Below are 19,996 nucleotides of genomic sequence, written 5' to 3'. Positions count from 1 at the left end.
AGCGCGCAAATCTTCGTTCGCGGCGCGCGGCGTGCGTCCTAGAGTGCCCGACTCCCCTTGCCGTCTCCCGGAGTTGTCGCCATGCCTTCCCTTTCGCGCGCCCCCTCGTGGCTGCGCCGCCTCGCCCCGCTGTCCGGCGGGCTCGCACTGAGCCTGCTGTTGCTGGCACCCGCCCATGCGGACGACCTGCGCGTCGGCTTCATGCCTGGCCCCTACCGCGACGCCTTCACCCACGGCATCGAGCCCCAGCTGAAGAAGCTGGGCTACAGCATCAAGTACGTCGAGTTCAGCCAGGGCGTGCAGCCCAACGACGCGGTGGAGCGCGGCCAGATCGACGCCAACATCTTCCAGCACTCGCTGTACCTGAACGCCACCAACAAGCAGCAGGGCTTCGACCTCGTGCCCGTGGTGCACGTGCCGACGCCGCCCATGGGCCTCTATTCGCGCCGCCACAAGACGCTCGACGCCGTGCCCGACGGCGCCACCGTCACGCTGCCGGCCGACCCGGTGAACGCGGCGCGTGCGCTCAACATCCTCGCGGCCGTCGGCTGGGTGACGCTCAAGCCGGGCGTGAGCCCGCTGAGCGTGTCGGAGCGCGACATCGCGAGCAACCCCAAGCGCCTGAAGATCGTGCCGCTGGACGCCGCGCAGGCACCGCGCTCGCTGGCCGACGCCGACCTCGCGGCCGTGCAGGGCAACTTCGCCGTGGCCTCGGGCCTGAAGCTCACCGAGGCGCTGAAGCTCGAAGACATGACGCTGCCCTACGTCAACGTGGTGGCCGTCAAGCGCAGCAACGAAAACGCGAAGTTCGCGAAAGACATCGCCACCGCCTACCAGTCGCCCGAATTCCAGAAGTTCTTCAAGGCCAACCCCGTGTGGGCGGGCTACCGGCTGCCGGACTATTTCAGCCAATGAGCAACAACCACAACACCGCGCCGCGCAGGCAGCTGCACCTCAACGTCAACATCCTGCACTCGGGCTTCGTGCCCTCGGCCTGGCGCCTGCCGGAGAGCGACCCGTGGGCGTTCGCCGACATCCAGCACTACATCCGCACCGCGCAGATCGCCGAAGCCGCCAAGCTCGACGCGGTGTTCCTGGCCGACAACGCGGCCATCGTCGACCAGATCCATTTCCGCCCCATCACCGCGCTGGAACCCACCATCCTGCTAGCCTGCGTGGCCGCCGCGACCACGCACATCGGCCTCATCGCCACCGCCTCCACCAGCTACAACGAGCCCTACAACCTCGCGCGCCGCTTCGCCACGCTCGACCACGTGAGCGCCGGCCGTGCCGGCTGGAACATGGTGACCACGGCCGACCTGCCCTCGGCGCGCAACTTCGGCCTGGACACCACGCCCGACCACGCGAAGCGCTACGCCCGCGCCTCGGAGTTCGCCGACATCGTCAAGGCGCTGTGGGACAGCTGGGAAGACGATGCCTTCGTCGGCGACAAGGCCGCCGGCCGCTTCATCGACCCGGTCAAGGTGCACGCCCTCGCGCACCGCGGCGAGCACTTCGCGGTGCAGGGCCCGCTCAACCTGCCGCGCCCGCCGCAGGGCCACCCGGTGCTGGTGCAGGCCGGCGCCTCGGCGGATGGACGCGAGCTCGCGTCGCGCCATGCCGAAGCCGTGTTCTCCGCCTCGCAATCTTTTGAAGAATCGCAGGCCTACGCACGCGCCCTCAAGACCCGCGCCGCCGAACTCGGCCGCGGCCCCGATGCGGTGAAGGTGCTGGCCGGCCTCACCACCATCGTCGGCGCCACCGAAGCCCAGGCGCTTCGCCGCCGCGATGCGCTGGTCGACCTGATCCCCTGGGACTACAGCCTCACGCGCCTGGCCGGCACGCTGGGCATCACGCCCGACCGCCTCAAGCTCGACGAGCGCCTGCCCGACGACCTGCCGCTGCCCGGCAATGGCAACGGCAACCACACCTTCTTCAACGCCGTGGTCGCCGCCGGGCGTACGCACGGCTACACGGTGCGCCAGCTGATCCGCGAACTCGCGGGCGGCGGCGGGCACCGCGTGATCGTCGGCACGCCCGAGCAGATCGCCGACGACATCGAACGCTGGTTCAAGGGCGGCGCGGCCGACGGTTTCAACCTGATGCCCGATGCGCTGCCGCACGGGCTGCAGGACTTCGTGGAGGGCGTGGTGCCGATCCTGCAGAAGCGAGGCATCTTTCGCACGGAATACGAGGGGCGCACGTTGCGCGATCACCTCGGGTTGGCGCGGCCTGCTGGGCGAGCGGCACAACGGCTGGCAGCCTGAGGGTTCCGCTCCCCCACAGCGTGCCCTGTGCCCAGGGCACTGGGTGCTTCCCGCAGCGAAATCAAGGAGGAGGCCGCAGGCCGGGGGACATTCGCGGAGGGAAGTACCCGGTGGCCTGGGCACGCGCCCTGAACAGCCGGCTCAGGCCTCCCACCACCCTTCGTCGAAGCGCCCCTGCAGAAACGCCACGAACCCCGACACCTTCCCAGGCACCAACTTCGGTGAGGGAAAGACCGCGTGAATCTCCTGCTCAGGCAGCGCATGGTCCCCCAGCACGGCGTTCACCTTGCCAGCAGCCAGCGACTCACTCGCCACATAGCGCGGCATCAACGCGATCCCCAACCCATCACGCGCCGCAGCCAGCACAGCCGACAGGTTGTTCGACCGGAAGCGCCCCGAGACCGGCACCGTCACCGGATCGCCCTTGGGCGTGTGCATGCGCCAGAACTCGTCGCCCACCACGCTGCTGTAGATCAGCGCCACGTGCGCGCTCAGGTCCTGCGCGCGCTTGGGCGTGCCGTGCTTCTTCAGGTAGGCCGGCGACGCCACCATGACCCACGGATTCGCGCCGAGGTAGCGCGCGCCCAGTGACGAATCGGCCAGCTTGCCCATGCGGATCGCCACGTCGATGCCCTGCGCGATGAGGTCGACGTAGCGGTCCTCGAAGCTCAGGTCCAGCTGCACCTGCGGATGCCGGCGCATGTACTCCAGCGCCAGCGGCACCACCACGCGCCGCCCGAAGGCCACCGACGTGCCGACGCGCAAGAGGCCCTGCGCCTGGTTCTGGCGCAGCTGCACGATGCTGTCGGCCTCCTCCGCGTCGCGCACGATGGTCTTGCACTTCTCGTAGTACAGCGCGCCCGGCTCCGTGAGGCTCACGCCGCGCGTGTTGCGGTTGAGCAGCCGCACCTTCAGGCGCGCCTCCGTGGCCGCGACCTGCTTGGTCACGGTGGGTTGCGTGGTGTTGAACTCGCGCGCCGCTTTCGAGAAGCTGCCGGTCTCCACGACCCGCACGAACATTTCCATTGCCAATAGACGGTCCATGGCCGGATGGTAGCCAGTTATTCCATGGCGGAATAGGTTTTATGGCCCCCAGCCGTCTTCTTGGAATGCGCCCCGCTTCCTACAGTGAGGCCACCTCAAGGAGACTTTCAAATGGCAAAGATGACAGCGGTCCAGGCCGCAGTTCTGGTGATGGAAAAAGAAGGCGTCACGCAGGCCTTCGGCGTGCCGGGCGCGGCGATCAACCCGCTGTACTCGGCCCTGCGCCAGCGCGGCAGCATCTCGCACATCCTCGCGCGCCACGTCGAGGGCGCCTCGCACATGGCCGAGGGCTACACCCGCGCCGTGGCCGGCAACATCGGCGTGTGCATCGGCACCTCGGGCCCGGCGGGCACCGACATGATCACGGGCCTGTACTCGGCCTGGGCCGATTCCATTCCCATCCTTTGCATCACCGGCCAGGCACCGCGCGCACGCCTGTACAAGGAAGACTTCCAGGCAGTCGACATCGAGTCGATCTCCAAGCCCGTCACCAAGTGGTCGGTCACCGTGCGCGAACCCGGCCAGGTGCCGCAGGTGTTCCAGCAGGCCTTCCACCTCATGCGCTCGGGCCGCCCGGGCCCCGTGCTCATCGACCTGCCCTTCGACGTGCAGATGGCGCAGATCGAGTTCGACATCGACGCCTACGAGCCCCTCAAGCCCTACAAACCGGCCGCCACGCGCGCCCAGATCGAGAAGGCCATCGGCATGATGCAGGCGGCCGAGCGCCCGCTGATCGTGGCCGGCGGCGGCATCATCAACGCCGACGCGTCCGACCTGCTCGTGCGCTTTGCCGAAGCCACCGGCGTGCCGGTGATCCCCACGCTCATGGGCTGGGGCGCCATTCCCGACGACCACCCGCTCATGGCCGGCATGTGCGGCCTGCAGACCAGCCACCGCTACGGCAACGCCACCGTGCTGGCGTCGGACTTCGTGCTGGGCATCGGCAACCGCTGGGCCAACCGCCACACCGGCTCGGTCGACGTCTACACCAAGGGCCGCACCTTCGTGCACGTGGACATCGAGCCCACGCAGATCGGCCGCGTGTTCACGCCCGACTTCGGCATCGTCTCCGACGCCAAGGCCGCGCTCGAACTCTTCGTCGAAGTGGCCGAGGAAATGAAGGCCGCCGGCAAGCTCACCGACCGTGGCGCCTGGGCCGGCGAATGCCGCGAGCGCAAGAAGACCTTGCTGCGCAAGACCAACTTCGACACCGTGCCGATGAAGCCGCAGCGCGTGTACCAGTGCATGAACAACCACCTGGAACGCGACACCTGCTACGTGAGCACCATCGGCCTGTCGCAGATCGCGGCCGCGCAGTTCCTGCACGTGTACAACCCGCGCCACTGGATCAACTGCGGCCAGGCCGGCCCGCTGGGCTGGACCATTCCCGCCGCGCTGGGCGTGCGCGCCGCCGACCCGACGCGCAAGATCGTCGCGCTCTCGGGCGACTACGACTTCCAGTTCATGATCGAAGAGCTGGCCGTGGGCGCGCAGTTCAAGCTGCCCTACCTGCACATCGTGGTCAACAACTCCTATCTCGGCCTGATCCGCCAGTCGCAGCGCGGCTTCGAGATGGACTACTGCGTGCAACTGGCCTTCGACAACATCAACGCACCGGCCGACGCCGGCATCGAAGGCAGCTACGGCGTCGATCACCTCAAGGTGGTCGAGGGCCTGGGCTGCAAGGCGATCCGCGTGCACAAGCAGGAAGAAATGGCGCCCGCCATCGCCCGTGCCGAAGCGCTCATGGCCGAGTTCCAGGTGCCGGTCGTCATCGAAGTGATGCTGGAGCGCGTGACCAACATCGCGATGGGCACCGAGATCGACGCCATCAACGAATTCGAACCACTGGCCGAAAGCACGGCCGACGCACCGACCGCCCTCGCGGTGGCGATGCTGGATTGAGGAGACAAGAGACATGCCCAAGTTCGCAGCCAATCTCACGATGCTCTTCACCGAGCTGCCGTTCATGCAGCGCTTCGAGGCGGCCGCCAAGGCCGGCTTCAAGGCGGTGGAGTACCTCTTCCCCTACCCCTTCGACAAGAAGGAACTCGTGGCCGCCCTGCGCGCCAATGGCCTGCAGCAGGTGCTGCACAACCTGCCGGCCGGCGACTGGGACAAGGGCGAGCGCGGCATCGCCTGCCACCCGGACCGCACCGGCGAGTTCCGCGAAGGCATCGCGCTGGCCATCGACTACGCCACGGCGCTGGGCTGCCCGCAGCTCAACTGCCTGGTCGGCAAGGTGCCGGCGGGCGTGAGCACCGAAGCCGCGCACAAGACCGTGATCGAGAACCTGCGCCTCGCGGCGCGCGAACTCGAAGCCGCGGGCCTGCGCCTGCTGATCGAGCCGATCAACACCTTCGACATCCCCGGCTTCTTCCTCACGCGCACCGACCAGGCGCTGGCGCTGATCGACGAGGTGGGCTCGGACAACCTGCGCGTGCAGTACGACATCTACCACGCACAGCGCATGGAAGGCGAGCTGGGCAACACGCTCACGAAGCAGCTGGCGCGCATCGGCCACATCCAGCTGGCCGACAACCCGGGCCGCGGCGAGCCTGGCACGGGCGAGATCAACTACCCGTGGCTGTTCCAGCACATCGACGCGCTGGGCTACGACGGCTGGATCGGCTGCGAATACAAGCCCCGTGCCACCACCGTCGAAGGCCTCGGCTGGCGCGAAGCCCTCACGAAGAAGCAATGAACGTTCACGAAGGAAACAGAGACATGACCACTGCAGCACAAAAAATCGGATTCATCGGCCTGGGCATCATGGGCGCCCCCATGGCGGGCCACCTGCTCGACGCAGGCCACGAACTCTTCGTGAACACGCACGGCAACACGCCGGAGCCCTTCGTCTCGAAGGCCACCATCTGCGGCTCGGCCGCCGAAGTGGCGCGCAAGGCCGACATCGTCTTCATCATGGTGCCCGACACCCCGGACGTGGAGAAGGTGCTGTTCGGCGCCCCCGGCGCGGAAGGCGTGGCCGACGGCCTGAAGGGTTCGCAGGGCAAGATCGTGGTGGACTGCAGCTCCATCGACCCGATCGCCACCAAGGAATTCGCACGCCGCATCGTCGCGCTGGGCGCCGGCTACATCGACGCGCCGGTCTCGGGTGGCGAAGTGGGCGCCAAGGCCGCGAGCCTGACGATCATGTGCGGCGGCGACGAAGGCACCTTCGGCCGCGTGAAGCCGCTGCTGGACAAGATGGGCAAGAACGTGACGCTGGTGGGCGGCGCGGGCGACGGCCAGGTCTGCAAGGTGGCCAACCAGATCATCGTGGCGCTGAACATCGCCGCCGTGAGCGAGGCCCTGGTGTTCGCCTCGAAGGCCGGCGCCGACCCGGCCAAGGTGCGCCAGGCGCTGATGGGCGGCTTCGCCAGCTCGCGCATCCTCGAAGTGCACGGCGAACGCATGATCAAGCGCACCTTTGCGCCGGGCTTCCGCATTTCGCTGCACCAGAAGGACCTGAACCTGGCGATGCAAAGCGCCCGTTCGCTGGGCGTGGCCCTGCCGCAGACGGCCAATGCAGCGCAGCTGATGAACGCCTGCGCGGCGATGGGCTACGGGCAGCTGGATCACTCGGCGCTGGTGAAGGCCCTCGAAGCACTGGCCCAGCACACGGTCACGCCGGACTGAGCCTCATCAAGTGGCGGGGTCATTCGGGGAACGTGCCCAGGCCACCGGGTACTTCCCTCCGCGAATGTCCCCCGGGGCTTCGCCCCTCCTCCTTGATTTCGCTGCGGGAAGCACCCAGTGTCCTGGCCACGGGACACGCTGCGGGTGTGCGGCCGATCAACGACCCGTGCGAACAACGCTCGGGTCGATGGGGTGCCTTGCGCAGCGAAATCAAGGAGGAGGCCGCAGGCCGGGGGACATTCGCGGAGCAAGGTGCCCCGTCGGCGCGAGCGCGCCCCCGAATGCCCCGCGCGGCCTCGCCGCAGGGATCAGCTCTTTGCAGCTTCCAGAGACTCTTTGAGATTGCGCCGGCGCCATGCCCAGGTCTTCACGGCCTGCGGCAGGATGCCGATGCACGACGCGTAGTACGTCACCTTGAAGCCCCAGAAGCGCGGCCCGATGGGCGTGTTGCGGAACAGGTCGCCGGCCAGGATGGACAAGAGCGCCTCCTGCATGCGCCAGATGTTGCGCGGCGCCATGAACAGGCGGCGGATGGCGGGCGAGGTGATGCGGTAGATGAACCACGAGAACATCTTCGGCCCGTGCTTCATCACCTTCTCGTAATGGCGGAAGGCCTTCTCGGCCTCCTTCGCCTCGCCCTTGAGCCAGTGGTCGGCGCAGGTCGCGGCCTCGAAGCCGCTGTTCATCGCCAGGTACACGCCCGAGGAGAACATCGGGTCGACGAAGGCGTAGGCGTCGCCCACCATCATGAAGCGGTCGCCACGGCAGAACTTGGAGTCGTAGGCGTAGTTGCCGGTGGTGGTGGCGCCTTCCATGAGCGTGGCGTTCTTCAGCCGCGCAGCCAGCTTGGGCGCCAGCGCGATGGTCTGCATCAGGAAGTCCTCGAGCGAGGCGCCCTGGCGCCGCTTGAAGTAGGCCGGCGAGGCCACGGCGCCCACGCTCACGGTGCCATCCTTCAGCGGGATGTACCAGAACCAGCCGTGGTCGAACCAGAACAGCGAGATGTTGCCCTCGAAGCGGCCCGGCCGGCGCTCGGCGTTGGCGAAGTGGCCGTACAGCGCCGCGCTCGCATGCTTGCGGTTGCGCTGCTTGGCGTCGAACTGGTTCGACAGCAGCGTGTCGCGCCCGCTGGCGTCGATCACGAAGCGCGGGCGCCATTCGGTCTCGGTGCCGTCGTCGGCCTTGACCTTCACCAGCGCCCGGTTGTCGGGCGTGCCCTTGCCGGCGTCCATGTCGACGCCGGTGACGCGCCGGCCCTCGAAGGTGCGCGCGCCGCGCTTGCCGGCGTGGCGGAACAGCAGCTCGTCGAATTCCGAACGGCGCACGTGCACGGCATAGGGAAAACTCTTGTCCATCGCCTGGCCGAAGTCGAAGTGGCTGCTGTGGTCGTGCCAGGGCGAGACGAACTCGGCGCCGTGCTTGCGCAAGCCGATGGCCTCGACCTCGGTGCGCACGCCGAGCCGGTCGAACAGCGGCATGTTCATCGGCAGCAAGGATTCGCCGATGTGAAAGCGCGGATGCTGCGCCTTCTCGAGCAGCACCACGTCGTGGCCCTTGTCTGCGAGCAAGGCAGCCACCGTGGAGCCCGAAGGGCCTCCGCCGATGACCACGACATCCGGCTCGGTGCCGGTGAAAGGTCCGGGTGTCATTCGATGTCCCTCCGTGTTGTTCTGTGGTTGTGGACGTTGGTTCGCCGCACCGCCCGTGCGGCACGGATTTGCCCCCCGGAAACGGGGGTGTTGAAGTTTAGCGAGTCGGCAGACCCTCTCGATCAGGCGGAAGATAGAGGGTCTCGTCGTTCCCCCCGAGAGAAGAGGCCGCGCTTTTGCGGTAGCCTCATTGCCCGCCAGAACCTAGGAGACTTTTCAAATGGCTGCATCCCTGTCCCCCGCTGAAGAAGCACTTCGAGAAGCAGCGCGCGAATACCACCGCTCGCCCGTCAAGGGCAAGATCTCGATCACCCCCACCAAGCCCCTGCTGAACCAGCGCGACCTGTCGCTGGCTTATTCGCCGGGCGTGGCCTACCCCTGCCTCGACATTGCGGAAGATCCCGCGCTCGCGGCCGAATACACCGCCCGCGGCAACCTCGTGGGCGTCATCACCAATGGCACCGCCGTGCTGGGCCTGGGCAACATCGGCCCGCTGGCCTCCAAGCCCGTGATGGAAGGCAAAGGCTGCCTGTTCAAGAAATTCGCCGGCATCGACGTGTTCGACATCGAGCTGGCCGAGAACGACCCCGACAAGCTGGTCGACATCATCGCGGCGCTGGAGCCCACGCTGGGCGGCATCAACCTCGAGGACATCAAGGCGCCCGAGTGCTTCTACATCGAGAAGAAGCTGCGCGAGCGCATGAACATCCCGGTGTTCCACGACGACCAGCACGGCACGGCCATCATCTCGGCCGCAGCATTGCTCAACGGCCTGGAACTGGTCGACAAGAAGATCGAGGACGTCAAGATCGCCGTCTCGGGCGCCGGCGCCGCCGCCATCGCCTGCCTGGACGTGATGGTCGGCCTGGGCGCCAAGCCCGCCAACATCTACGCCTGCGACTCCAAGGGCCTGATCTACATGGGCCGCGCGGGCGGCTTCGACGAATCGAAGGCCCGCTACGCCCAGAAGGACACCGGCGCCCGCACCCTGGCCGACGTGGTGAAGGACGCCGACGTGTTCCTGGGCTGTTCGGCCCCCGGCGTCATGAGCGCCGAGATGGTCAAGACCATGGGCACGCAGCCGATCATCCTGGCGCTGGCCAACCCCGAGCCCGAGATCCGCCCCGAACTGGCCAAGGCCGTGCGCCCCGACTGCATCATCGCCACGGGCCGTTCGGACTACCCGAACCAGGTCAACAACGTGCTGTGCTTCCCGTACATCTTCCGCGGCGCGCTCGACTGCGGCGCGAGCAAGATCACGGAAGAAATGAAGCTGGCCTGCGTGCGCGAGATCGCCGACCTCACCAAGGCCGACATCAGCGAAGAAGTGGCCACCGCCTACGCCGGCCAGGAGCTGGCCTTCGGCCCCGACTACATCATTCCGAAGCCCTTCGACTCGCGCCTGATCCTGCGCATCGCACCGGCCGTGGCCAAGGCGGCCGCCGCCTCGGGCGTGGCCTCGCGCCCCATCGAGGACATGGAGGCCTACCGCCAGCACCTGACGCGCTTCGTCTACCAGACGGGCATGTTCATGCGCCCGGTGTTCAGCGCCGCCAAGATCTCCACCACCAAGCGCGTGGCCTACGCCGAGGGCGAGGACGAGCGCGTGCTGCGCGCCGCGCAGTGGGCGGTCGACGAAGGCCTGGCCCAGCCCATCCTGGTGGGCCGCCCCGCCGTGATCGAGGCACGCATTCAGAAGGCCGGCCTGCACATCCGCCCCGGCACCGACTTCGAAATCGTGAACCCGGAAGACGATCCGCGCTTTCGCACCTACTGGGAGAGCTTCCACAAGCTCATGGGCCGCCGCGGCGTCACGCCCGAGGCCGCCAAGACGATGGTGCGCCGCTCCAACACCACCATCGCCGCGCTGATGCTGCACCTGGGCGATGCCGACGCGATGATCTGCGGCCTGGTCGGACGCTTCGACGTGCACCTGGAGCACATCCGCAACCTGATCGGCCTGAAGCGCGGCGCGCCCGGCTTTGCCACGCTGAACGCGCTCACGCTCGAAAAGCGCACGGTGTTCATCACCGACACCAACGTGAACGAAGACCCGAGCGCCGAGCTGCTGGCCAGCATCGCCGTGATGGCCGCCGAAGAGGTCCGCCGCTTCGGCCTGCCGCCGAAGGTGGCCTTCCTGTCGCACTCGAACTACGGAACCTCCAGCCGCGGTTCGGCGCGCAAGATGCGCCTGGCGCGCGACCTGTTCTCGCAGATGGCACCCGACATCGAGTGCGACGGCGAGATGCACGGCGACGCCGCGCTGTCCGACGAGATCCGCCGCACCGCCCTGCCCGAGACCACGCTCACCGGCGAGGCCAACCTGCTGGTGTGCCCGAACCTCGACTCGGCGCACATCCTCTACAACGTGCTGAAGATGACGGGCGCGAACGGCATCACGGTGGGCCCGATCCTGCTGGGTGGCGCGAGCTCGGCGCACGTGCTGACGCCTTCGGCGACGGTGCGCCGCATCATCAACATGACGGCGCTGGCCGTGGCGAAGGTGAAGGCCCAGGACTGACGCCGACGTTTCTTCCATGAAACACAACGCCCCGTCGCGGTCTCCGCGGCGGGGCGTTTTTCATGGACGGCCGTGTTCAGGCGTGGACAGGCGACACCACCGGCACGTCCGCCGGGTCGAACACGTTCCAGGCCAGCAGCTCCCTGTCTTCGGGCGGCGGCTCGCAGCCGCCGACGCGGCTGGGCTTCCAATCGAAACGCTGTTTCGTGTCGGCCAGTGCCTCGGCGCGCTTGAAGGCGGCCAACGCCGAATCGATGACGGGCACGCCCAGCGCGTCCTGCAGCTGGCGGTAGAAGCCGAACTCGAGCGTGCAGCCCAGGATGAGCGCCTCGGCGCCGTCCTCGTCGATGGCGCGGCGGCCCTGCGCGATCATGCGGCGCACGGTTTCGTCGCGGTCGCGCTGGAAGTCTTCCACGCCGAGTTCCAGCGCGCGGAACGAGGCGATCAGATGCGCATGGCCGTACTCGCGCACGCGCGCCTCGATGCGCGGCACCCACTTGCGCCGCCCCACGATCACCGAGACCTTCTGCGCCAGGTTGGACGCGACCTCGAACGAGGCCTGGCAGGGCGCGACCACCACCGTCTGGCCGGAGATCTCGCGCGCCTCGAGCAGCACCGGGTCGTAGAAGCAGCCGACCACCACGGCGTCGAAGCCCTGCTGCGCGGTGTCGCGCACGGCGCGCACGATGTCGGCGCCCAGCAGCGCCTCGTAGCTCTGGTACTCGACGTGGTGCTGCACCGAGGCGTTGCGCAGCGACACCACCTCGACCTCGGTGCCGGGGTTCTTCACCTCGGCGAATTCCTGCGCGAAGCGCGCGTTGTAGGTGTCGTTGCCGACGGCCCGGATCCAGCGGATGCGCAATGCCATGTGGTTTCTCCGTTCAGGCCGGCGCGAAGGCTTCGCCCAGCGACTTCTCGAGCGGCCGGTACAGCTCGGGCATGAACATGGTGCGCGACAGCAGCAGCCGCGCGCGCGGCGCCACCAGCACGCGCAGCCGCGCGCCCTGGCGCACATGCGCCGACACCACGGGCTGGCCGTCGTCCGAGAAGGTCATGATCAGGTCGGGAAAGCGCGCGATGCGCTCGCCGCCCTGCGCCAGCAGCATGTACTCATTGATGAAGCGCAGCGTGGTGCCGGCCGCGTCGTCGAGCTCGACCACGCCGACGTCCAGTCCTTCCTGCTGCTCGCAGCGGTAGCTGCGCACCGTGCCCTCGGCCACGAGGCGGCCGTCGAGCGAACGGGCCACGGCATCGACGCCGCCGTCCAGGAAGGTCTGGCCCAGCGCGATGGCGTGGCTGATGGCGCCCGGTGCGCCGTGCTGGCGCGCGTAGCCCACGGTCACGGGGTTGCGCGCCACCGCCACGAGGCCACCCGCCTCCACCGAGGCGCGGCGCACCACGGCCGAGGTCTGCTCGAGCCGGCCCGACACGACGCCTTCGACATAGCGGTGCGGCTCGCCGCCCGCGTAGGCCTGCACCGAGAGGTAGTCGGGCTCGGTGTGCAGGCCCAGCGCGCCCATCACGCTTGAGGGGTGGGCGCGGCCGTTGCACGCGAGGTCGATCACGGGCAGGCCGGTCATGGCGGCATGGAACCAGCCGTTGACCGTGGTCTCGGCGCCGTTCTCGTTGGCATGCAGCGCGACCAGCTTCTGGCCCGCCGGCAGCTCACGCCGCAGCAGTTCCAGCGTGCGCAGCAGGTGCGCCGGCTGCACGTGCGGGTCGGGCGCGGCCGGCGCGCCCACCAGGGCCATGGTGGCGGTGAGCGCGGCGTCGTCGAACTCGTCGACGCTCCACAGCTGCGGCGTGCCGACCTGCAGCGCCAGCCGCGCGGCGCGCTCGCCGGCCGCGATGAGCCCGCCGCCCCCCCCGCCGAGGATGGCGCCGCCCCAGATGGCCGCGCGGACGTCGTCACTGGTCAGATTGCGTTTCATGGATTCGATTCCTGTGTGTGTGATGAAAGGAAAGAAGGAGATGAAGAACTACTTGCGCAGGCTCTTCACCGCGCCCGAGAAGAAGCTGTAGAGCGCATCGCCTGCGATGACGCCGCCGGCGAACACCTCGAGCCGTTCGCGCGCGGCGGCGCCGAGCACGCCGTGCACCGTGAGCCGGCAGGCGATGCCGGCCGCGACCATCCAGCCGGCCATCGGGCTGGCGATGAGCAGGCCAGTGGCGAACAGCACGCCCAGCTGCTGGCGCGGCCCGCCCGCCAGCTGCAGCAGCGCGCCGGGCACGGCCCACAGCGCGAGGTTGCGCGCGGTCTCGCCCGAGATGCCGGCCTTGATCGCGGCCACGTAGGCGGCGTTGATCGGCGCGGTCTGGTGGTTGGCGAAGAACAGCGGGTACGCGCAGGCCACCACCACGATCGCCACGCCGAAGCCGACCATGCCGGCAATCATCTGTTCGCGCCGGCCTTCGAGTTCGAAGGCCGAGCCCGAGGCCTCGCCGCGCAGCAGGTGGCCGGCCTTGAGGTCGTAGCCCATGTCGGCAAAGGCCGGGCCGGTGGCGGCCGAGAAGCCGGCCAGCACCACCAGCGCCTCAGGCGGAAAGCCGATCAGGATGCCCAGCAACAAAGAGATCAGCGCCACCGCGAAGGCCGGGAACCAGCCCGAATGCATGGCCGCGATGCCCACGATGAGTTCGTGCACGAAGGCCGCGAAGGTGCCGTACACGATGAACAAGGCCAGCATGCCCGGCGACATGCCGGTGTAGATGCCGGTGCCCGCGCACAGCAGCACCATGATCGCGAGGTAGCCCGCGCCGCCCAGCTTGAGCGAGCGGCCGAGCACGCTGGCGCCGCGGGCCTCGGCCAGCGCTTCCTTCGTCGCGGCGGTGCTGTCAGTGTCGGCAGCGCGCCCGTGCCTCTTCAGCACCACGCGCGCCACCTGCACCAGCGCGACGAGGCCGGCGCCGATCATCATCCCGTGCGGCACGTAGCGCGTGCCGATGTCGAAGCCGAACAGCGGCGCCGAGTAGCCGCGCACCAGCAGCCCGATGCCGAAGGCGGTCATGGCGCCCAGCCCGCCGATCAGCGCCACACCGAAGGCCGACATCGGCAGCTTGAACACAGCACCCGCCACGCCGGTGGCCAGCCCGCCCAGCAGCAACCAGGCCTGCTTGCCGCCGCCGTCGCCCGCCTTGATGGCCTCGGCCGCGGCGATGCCCAGCGGCCACGGGTTCTTCGCGGGGAAGGCGGGCGTGTCGAACATGCGGTACAGCAGCCAGGCGTCGAGCAGCATCGCCAGGCTCACGCCGACGAGCATCGGCACCACCATCTGCGGCAGGCCGAACAGGAAGGGAATGCCGATCGGCAGGAACAGGCTGTTGGCCGCGCCGAAGGTGGCCGACGAGATGCTCGTCTGCGCCAGGTTCTGCGCATGCACCGAGCGAAAACCCCGGAACATGGCCAGCGGCACGCGCGCCAGCGTCATGGCCGCGAGCGCGCCGATCAGCGAGGTGCTCGGCGTGATGCCCAGGCTGGCCAGCATCTGGATGCCGACGATGGCGCCGAACACGCTGAGCACCACCGTGAGGATCAGGTTGGCGGGCGCGAGCGCCTTGGGATGCAGCGCGGCCGGCGGCAACGCGGTGTGCCCGGCGCCCTTGTCTTCCAGCGGCGCGACGGCGGTCACTTCATGGTGCATGGTCATTCCTCGTTAGTTCCATATTTTGGAACCATGTCCAATAAAATTGAACTGAATGATAAAACCGTACTTTCGGCTGTCAAGCGGGCGTTCACCCGGGTCGGCCGAAAAGACGCACCGGCGCCGAACCTATGATTCCCACCCCAACCTATCGAACACGATGAGCACCCTTGCCAACGCCATGGACGTCCTGAAGCTGATCGCGCGGCTGCGTCGCGACATCACGGTGACGGACGTCGTGACCGAGCTGGGCCTGCCCAAGAGCTCGGCCTCGCGCACGCTGAGCATGATGGCCAGCTACGGCTTCCTGGACCGCGACACGGCCACGCGCGCCTACCGCCCGGGCGGCGTGATCATGGAAGCCTCGTACCACTTCCGCGCCTCGCGCAACACGGCCTCGCTGGTCGAGGAGGCGCTCGACGCGCTCGTGCGCGAGACCGGCTGCACGGGCTACATCAACGTGCTCGACGGCACCGACACGCTGGTGATCCAGATGCGCACCGGCGCCGGCGCGCTGCAGATCTACACGCCGCCGGGCAGCCGCGCACCCGCCTACTCCAGCGCCATGGGCCGAGCGCTGCTGGCCCGCCTGGACGACGACGAAGTGGGCGCCCTGATCGGCACCAAGCTCGACCAGGGCCGCGGCCACGCGCCGAAGACGCGCAAGGACCTGCTCGCGCGCCTGGCCGTGATCCGCGACACGGGCTGGGCCCTGTCGCGCGGCGAGTACGTGACCAACGTGGCGGGCATCTCGTCGGCAGTGCTCGACCCCGCCACGCGCCAGACCTACGCCTTCGGCATCGCGCTGCCCGCGGAGCAGCTGTCGGAAGCGCTCGTGGAGCGCTTCGGCGCCACCGTGCGCGACGCCGCCAGCAGCGTGGGCAAGCGCGTGGGCGATCCGTACTGGCTGGGCTTCGGGGCGACGGCCGCGCTGACGTAGCCACGCCGGCGCCGGCGCCAGCCGCACGCCCCGCCGCGTTCGCCGCTGCGGGGCTTTTTTTCGTCCGCTGCATCGTGAGGCGCGGGGTGCGCCAAGGCGGTGCTTCCGGGCGCCCGACCGCCCTTTCCAGAAGCCTCCAACCACCATTTCGGCTGGCATGCAATCTGCTAATACCCTGAGCAGATATTTCTCATATCTTACTAATATATTTAAAAACCAAGCCTTCAAGCCCTGGTTTCGACCGCTGTCCGCAGCGCCCTTTTCTTCTTTTTTTCGAGGTACGCACCCATGAGCAATCCCCGCTGGCAAGGCATCTTCCCTGCCATCACCACCAAGTTCCACGCCGACGAAAGCATCGACGCCGAGGGCACCGCCCGCCACATCGACTTCCAGATCCGCAACGGCATCCATGGCCTCGTCACCTGCGGCTCGCTCGGCGAAGCCAGCACGCTGACGCTGGCAGAAAAGCTGCAGGTCGCCAAGATCGCGCTCGAAGCCGCCGACGGTCGCATCCCCGTGCTGGCCAACGTCTCGGAGACCAGCACCCGCGAAGCCCTGCGCTACGTGGACGGCGCCAACAAGCTGGGCGTGGCCGGCTACATGGTCATGCCCTCGGTGATCTACGTGGCCGACGCGCGCGAAGCGATGCTCAACGTGCGCACCATCGCCGACACGGCCCAGAAACCCATCATGGTCTACAACAACCCGGTGGCCTACCGCGTGGACCTGAAGCCCCAGCACATGGTCGAGCTGGCCGACTGCGAGTGGATCGCCGCCATCAAGGAAAGCACCGACGACATCCGCCGCATCACCGACCTGCGCAACACGGTGGGCGACCGCTACCAGCTGTTCCTGGGCGTGGACGACCTGGCCTACGAAGGCCTGGCGCTGGGCTGCGACGGCCTGCTGGCCGGTGTCGGCTGCGCCTTCCCGCGCGAGACGGTGGCGCTGTACGACCTGATGAAGGCGGGCAAATTCGCCGAAGCCCTGAAGCTGTACCAGTGGATGACGCCAATGCTGCACCTGGACGTGTCGACCAAGCTGGTGCAGAACCTCAAGCTCATCGACCTGCTGGTCGGCGTGGGCACCGAGCACATGCGCCGCCCGCGCCTGCCGCTCATCGGCGAGGAGCGCGCCTTCATCGAGAAGGTCGTCGCCAAGGCGCTGGCCACGCGGCCTGCGCAGTACCAGTCGGTCATGTAATCGCCGCGCGCACGACGCACCGCAAGGCCCAGAACACCATGCAAGAAAACGCCTTGAAAGAAAGCGGCGGCCTGTCCCGCCGCGTGCTCGACGCGTCGGACCTCGTCCTGCGCTGCGAGCGCCACCTGCTCAGCAGCCTCATGGGGTTGCTCATCGTGCTGGTGCTGCTGAACGTGGTCACGCGCTACGGCGGCTTTCCGCTCTACTGGGTGGACGAGGCCTCGGTGTACTGCGTGGTCTGGCTCACCTTCATCGGTGCGTCGGCGATGACGCGGCTGCGGCTGGACTTTGCGGTGACGCTGCTCACCGACAAGCTCGGCACCCGGGCCGCACGCATCGCCAAGGCCAGTGCCTCGGGCGGCGTGCTGCTGCTCGGGCTGGCGCTGCTCGCGATGTGCTGGCTCTGGATGGACCCGGCCGGCATCGTGCGCCACGGCTTCGACGCGAAGGAATTCGCGGCCGAGAGCTTCAACTTCCTCTACACCGAGCGCACGCAGACGCTCGACTGGCCGACGTGGGTGGTGCAGCTGATCCTGCCGATCTTCGCGCTCACCCTCAGCGTGCATGCGCTGGCCAACCTCCTCGAAGACCTCGGCCTGCAGCCCAAGCGCACGCACGACGAGTTCCATGTCGCCAACGCGGACGCCGTGAACTGAAATGCTGACCTCTGCCTTCTTCCTGCTGATCATGCTGGTCGGCGTGCCGATCGGTGCCTGCCTGTGCCTGTCGGGCATCGTCTACATCCTCAACTCGGGCGACACGGTGCTGTTCCAGTCGTTCCCGGTGCAGATGTTCGGCGGCGTCGACAGCTACAGCCTCATTGCGATTCCGCTGTTCATCCTCATCGGCGAGATCATGAACGGCGGCGGCATCACGCGCCGCCTCGTCGACCTCGCGCTGGCCTTCATCGGCTCGGTGAAGGGCGGCCTGGCCTACGTGAACATCCTGGCGAACATGCTGGTGTCGTCGATCATCGGCTCGGCCACCGCGCAGGTGGCGATCATGAGCCAGATCATGGTGCCCGAGATGGAGAAGCAGGGCTACGACAAGACCTTCGCGGCCGGCATCACGGTGTACGGCGGCATGCTCGGCCCGATCATTCCGCCCTCGGTGATGTTCGTGGTGTACAGCGTGCTCGCGCAGGTGGCGGTGGGCGACATGCTCATCGCCGGGATCATCCCCGGCGTGATCCTCACGGTGCTGTTCTTCATCGTCATCGCCGGCATGGGCGTGATCTACAACTACCCGCGCACCGAGAAGCGCACCGCCCGCCAGCGGCTGCACACGATCCTCACGGCCTGCCCGACGCTGCTCATTCCGATCGTGATCGTCGGCTCGATCCTCGGCGGCCTGGCCAACCCCACCGAATCGGCAGCCGTGGGCGCGGTGGCCGCGGTGCTGGTGGGGCGCTACGTGACCAAGGAATTCCGCTTCGCGATGATTCCGCAGATCCTGCTGAAGTCGGCGATCTACTCGGCGGTGGTTCTGTTCCTGGTGGCGGCGGCCGCGGTGTTCTCGTGGCTGCTGATCTACGGCAAGGTGCCGCAGGCCACGGCCGCATGGATACAGACCGTGGCGAAGGACCCGATCGCCTTCCTGCTACTGGTGAACGTAATCCTGCTGGTGATCGGCACCGTGATCGACGGCATTCCCGGTCTCATCATGACCGTGCCGATCCTCTTGCCCATCGCGACGGAGATCTACGGCATCGACCCGCGCCACTTCGGCGTGGTGGTGGTCATCAACCTCGTGCTCGGGCTGATGACGCCGCCGGTGGGGCTGAGCTTCTTCGTGGCCTCGGCGGTGACCGGCGCCAAGCCCGGAAAGATGTTCATCGTCACGCTGCCCTTCTTCCTGATCTGCTGCGTGGCGCTGGTGCTGCTGTCGCTGTTCCCGAGTCTTTCGCTGGCGCTCATCAAGTAAGCGCTGAACCGATCTCTCTCGCTTCCCTTCACCTCACCCCACAGGAGCTTCGCATGGCCCTCTCCCGCCGCCAGTTCGTCCAGGCCGCCGCCGGCACCGCCGCCGCGTCGACCGCCCTCTTCGGCACCGTGTCGCGTGCCGCCGCCGCCAAGGAATTCCGCCTGGGCCTCATCACGCCTGCGGGCCACTCGTGGAACCGCGCCGCAGTGAGTTTTGGCGAGGCGCTGAAGAAGGCCACCGACGGCCGCCTGAGCGCCACGGTGTTCCACTCGGGCCAGCTCGGCAACGAGTCGGCCATGATGCAGCAGCTGCAGTCGGGCGCGCTCGACATGGGCTGGATCCAGGCGGCCGAACTCGGCTCGCGCGTGGCGAGTGTGGCGGCCATCAACGCACCGTACCTCGTGCGCTCGACCACCAACGTCGCCTCGCTCGTGCGCACGCCCGCGGCGCTCAAGCTGCTCGACGTGCTGCCGCGCGAGACCGGCACCATCGGCCTGGGCTGGGGCATCACCGGCATGCGCGTGGTGTTCGCCACCAAGGACATCGCCTCGCCCACCGACCTGAAGGGCATGAAGCTGCGCATCAACCCCACGCCGGTGTACCGCGACTTCTACCAACTGCTGGGCGCCGCGCCCACGCCCATTCCCACGCCGGGCGTGTTCGACGCCATGTCCAACGGCCAGGTCGACGGGCTCGAAGCCGACATCGAGTTCTCGTGGAACCAGCGCTTCGACCGCGTCTCGAAAACCCTGCTGCCGATGAACGCGCTGTTCATGCCCTTCGCCCCGCTGGTGTCGGGTCGCATCTGGCAGACACTCGATGCGAAGGACAAGGCGCTCATCACCGACCTCGTGAAGCAGCAGCTCGACGCACAGATCAAGGACATCGTGACCACCGAGCTGGGCCTCATCGACAAGTTCAAGGCCAGCGGCATCGCGATCAAGAGCGCCAGCAACTACAACCCCGCGCCGGTCATCGCCGAATTCGACAAGGTCTGGCTGCCCAAGGCGCCGCAGATCGCCGAGCTGCGCAAGATCGGCGCGACGCTCTGACGAGGTTTCAGGCCCCCGATTCCCAGGCGCGGTGCACGCCGCACACGCCCTGGGCGCACCGCGCACCTCGGTGATTCACCGGAAGGGTTCGCACCAATCGCGTGCGGGCACCGTTTT

16 protein-coding genes are annotated in these 19,996 nt (G+C 67.9%); 11 read left to right on the top strand and 5 right to left on the bottom strand.

What is annotated here, in order from left to right:
• Positions 1-81: 81 nt before the first annotated feature.
• Positions 82-915, top strand: coding sequence for a MetQ/NlpA family ABC transporter substrate-binding protein (locus AC1RLW_RS14085; protein WP_493193531.1), 834 nt, complete (start codon positions 82-84; stop codon positions 913-915).
• Positions 912-2,267, top strand: a complete 1,356-nt coding sequence (locus AC1RLW_RS14080; RefSeq protein ID WP_493193529.1) for an LLM class flavin-dependent oxidoreductase — start codon at positions 912-914, stop codon at positions 2,265-2,267. The genes AC1RLW_RS14085 and AC1RLW_RS14080 overlap by 4 nt, the downstream gene beginning before the upstream one ends.
• Positions 2,268-2,408: 141 nt before the next feature.
• On the opposite strand, the gene AC1RLW_RS14075 is transcribed toward AC1RLW_RS14080, so the two are convergent.
• The gene (locus AC1RLW_RS14075) at positions 2,409-3,311 is read right to left on the bottom strand and encodes a LysR family transcriptional regulator (RefSeq protein ID WP_062473378.1); all 903 of its coding nucleotides are present in this window, start codon (positions 3,309-3,311) and stop codon (positions 2,409-2,411) included.
• Between the two features lie 111 nt (positions 3,312-3,422).
• Between AC1RLW_RS14075 and gcl the strand changes: the two genes are divergently transcribed.
• From gcl to AC1RLW_RS14060, 3 genes are read left to right on the top strand one after another with little or no spacing between them, the layout of a single operon-like run.
• Positions 3,423-5,216, top strand: coding sequence for a glyoxylate carboligase (gcl, locus tag AC1RLW_RS14070; RefSeq protein WP_062473376.1), 1,794 nt, complete (start codon positions 3,423-3,425; stop codon positions 5,214-5,216).
• A gap of 13 nt (positions 5,217-5,229) precedes the next feature.
• Positions 5,230-6,015, top strand: a complete 786-nt coding sequence (hyi, locus tag AC1RLW_RS14065; protein ID WP_493193527.1) for a hydroxypyruvate isomerase — start codon at positions 5,230-5,232, stop codon at positions 6,013-6,015.
• Positions 6,016-6,038: 23 nt separating this feature from the next.
• The gene (locus tag AC1RLW_RS14060; protein ID WP_062473371.1) at positions 6,039-6,950 is read left to right on the top strand and encodes a 2-hydroxy-3-oxopropionate reductase; all 912 of its coding nucleotides are present in this window, start codon (positions 6,039-6,041) and stop codon (positions 6,948-6,950) included.
• Between the two features lie 308 nt (positions 6,951-7,258).
• On the opposite strand, the gene AC1RLW_RS14055 is transcribed toward AC1RLW_RS14060, so the two are convergent.
• A complete protein-coding gene (locus tag AC1RLW_RS14055; RefSeq protein WP_492728163.1) occupies positions 7,259-8,599 on the bottom strand; it encodes an NAD(P)/FAD-dependent oxidoreductase in 1,341 nt (446 codons plus the stop codon).
• Positions 8,600-8,819: 220 nt separating this feature from the next.
• Between AC1RLW_RS14055 and AC1RLW_RS14050 the strand changes: the two genes are divergently transcribed.
• Positions 8,820-11,120 (top strand): NADP-dependent malic enzyme, encoded by a 2,301-nt coding sequence (locus tag AC1RLW_RS14050; RefSeq protein WP_493193525.1) that lies wholly within the window; start codon positions 8,820-8,822, stop codon positions 11,118-11,120.
• A 76-nt stretch (positions 11,121-11,196) separates the two neighbouring features.
• Here the strand turns inward: AC1RLW_RS14050 and AC1RLW_RS14045 are convergent, their stop codons facing one another.
• The 3 genes from AC1RLW_RS14045 to AC1RLW_RS14035 are packed head-to-tail and all read right to left on the bottom strand — an operon-like array spanning position 11,197 to position 14,761.
• Positions 11,197-11,988, bottom strand: a complete 792-nt coding sequence (locus AC1RLW_RS14045; protein WP_493193523.1) for an aspartate/glutamate racemase family protein — start codon at positions 11,986-11,988, stop codon at positions 11,197-11,199.
• Between the two features lie 13 nt (positions 11,989-12,001).
• Positions 12,002-13,051, bottom strand: coding sequence for an S-methyl thiohydantoin desulfurase domain-containing protein (locus AC1RLW_RS14040; protein ID WP_062473363.1), 1,050 nt, complete (start codon positions 13,049-13,051; stop codon positions 12,002-12,004).
• Between the two features lie 48 nt (positions 13,052-13,099).
• On the bottom strand, positions 13,100-14,761 hold the full coding sequence (locus tag AC1RLW_RS14035) for an OPT/YSL family transporter (RefSeq protein WP_493193521.1): 1,662 nt from the start codon (positions 14,759-14,761) through the stop codon (positions 13,100-13,102).
• A gap of 160 nt (positions 14,762-14,921) precedes the next feature.
• Here AC1RLW_RS14035 and AC1RLW_RS14030 point away from each other — a divergent pair, with 160 nt between their 5' ends.
• The 5 genes from AC1RLW_RS14030 (at position 14,922) to AC1RLW_RS14010 (ending at position 19,879) form a co-directional block, all read left to right on the top strand.
• Positions 14,922-15,701, top strand: coding sequence for an IclR family transcriptional regulator (locus AC1RLW_RS14030; protein ID WP_493193519.1), 780 nt, complete (start codon positions 14,922-14,924; stop codon positions 15,699-15,701).
• Positions 15,702-15,989: 288 nt separating this feature from the next.
• On the top strand, positions 15,990-16,904 hold the full coding sequence (locus AC1RLW_RS14025) for a dihydrodipicolinate synthase family protein (protein WP_493193517.1): 915 nt from the start codon (positions 15,990-15,992) through the stop codon (positions 16,902-16,904).
• 38 nt (positions 16,905-16,942) lie between these two features.
• Positions 16,943-17,560: a TRAP transporter small permease gene (locus tag AC1RLW_RS14020; RefSeq protein WP_493193516.1), complete on the top strand. Its 618-nt coding sequence runs from the start codon at positions 16,943-16,945 to the stop codon at positions 17,558-17,560.
• Position 17,561: 1 nt separating this feature from the next.
• Entirely contained in the window at positions 17,562-18,827 is a 1,266-nt protein-coding gene (locus AC1RLW_RS14015; protein ID WP_062473357.1) for a TRAP transporter large permease, read from the top strand.
• Positions 18,828-18,880: 53 nt separating this feature from the next.
• Positions 18,881-19,879 carry a TRAP transporter substrate-binding protein gene (locus AC1RLW_RS14010; RefSeq protein ID WP_070062387.1) on the top strand — a complete coding sequence of 333 codons (999 nt, stop codon included), beginning with the start codon at positions 18,881-18,883 and terminating at the stop codon, positions 19,877-19,879.
• Positions 19,880-19,996 lie beyond the last annotated feature (117 nt).

The organism is Variovorax sp. GW822-FHT04A09, assembly GCF_058801005.1.
The sequence above is the reverse complement of the archived record's forward strand: the minus strand, read 5'-3'. Positions and strand labels throughout refer to the sequence as shown.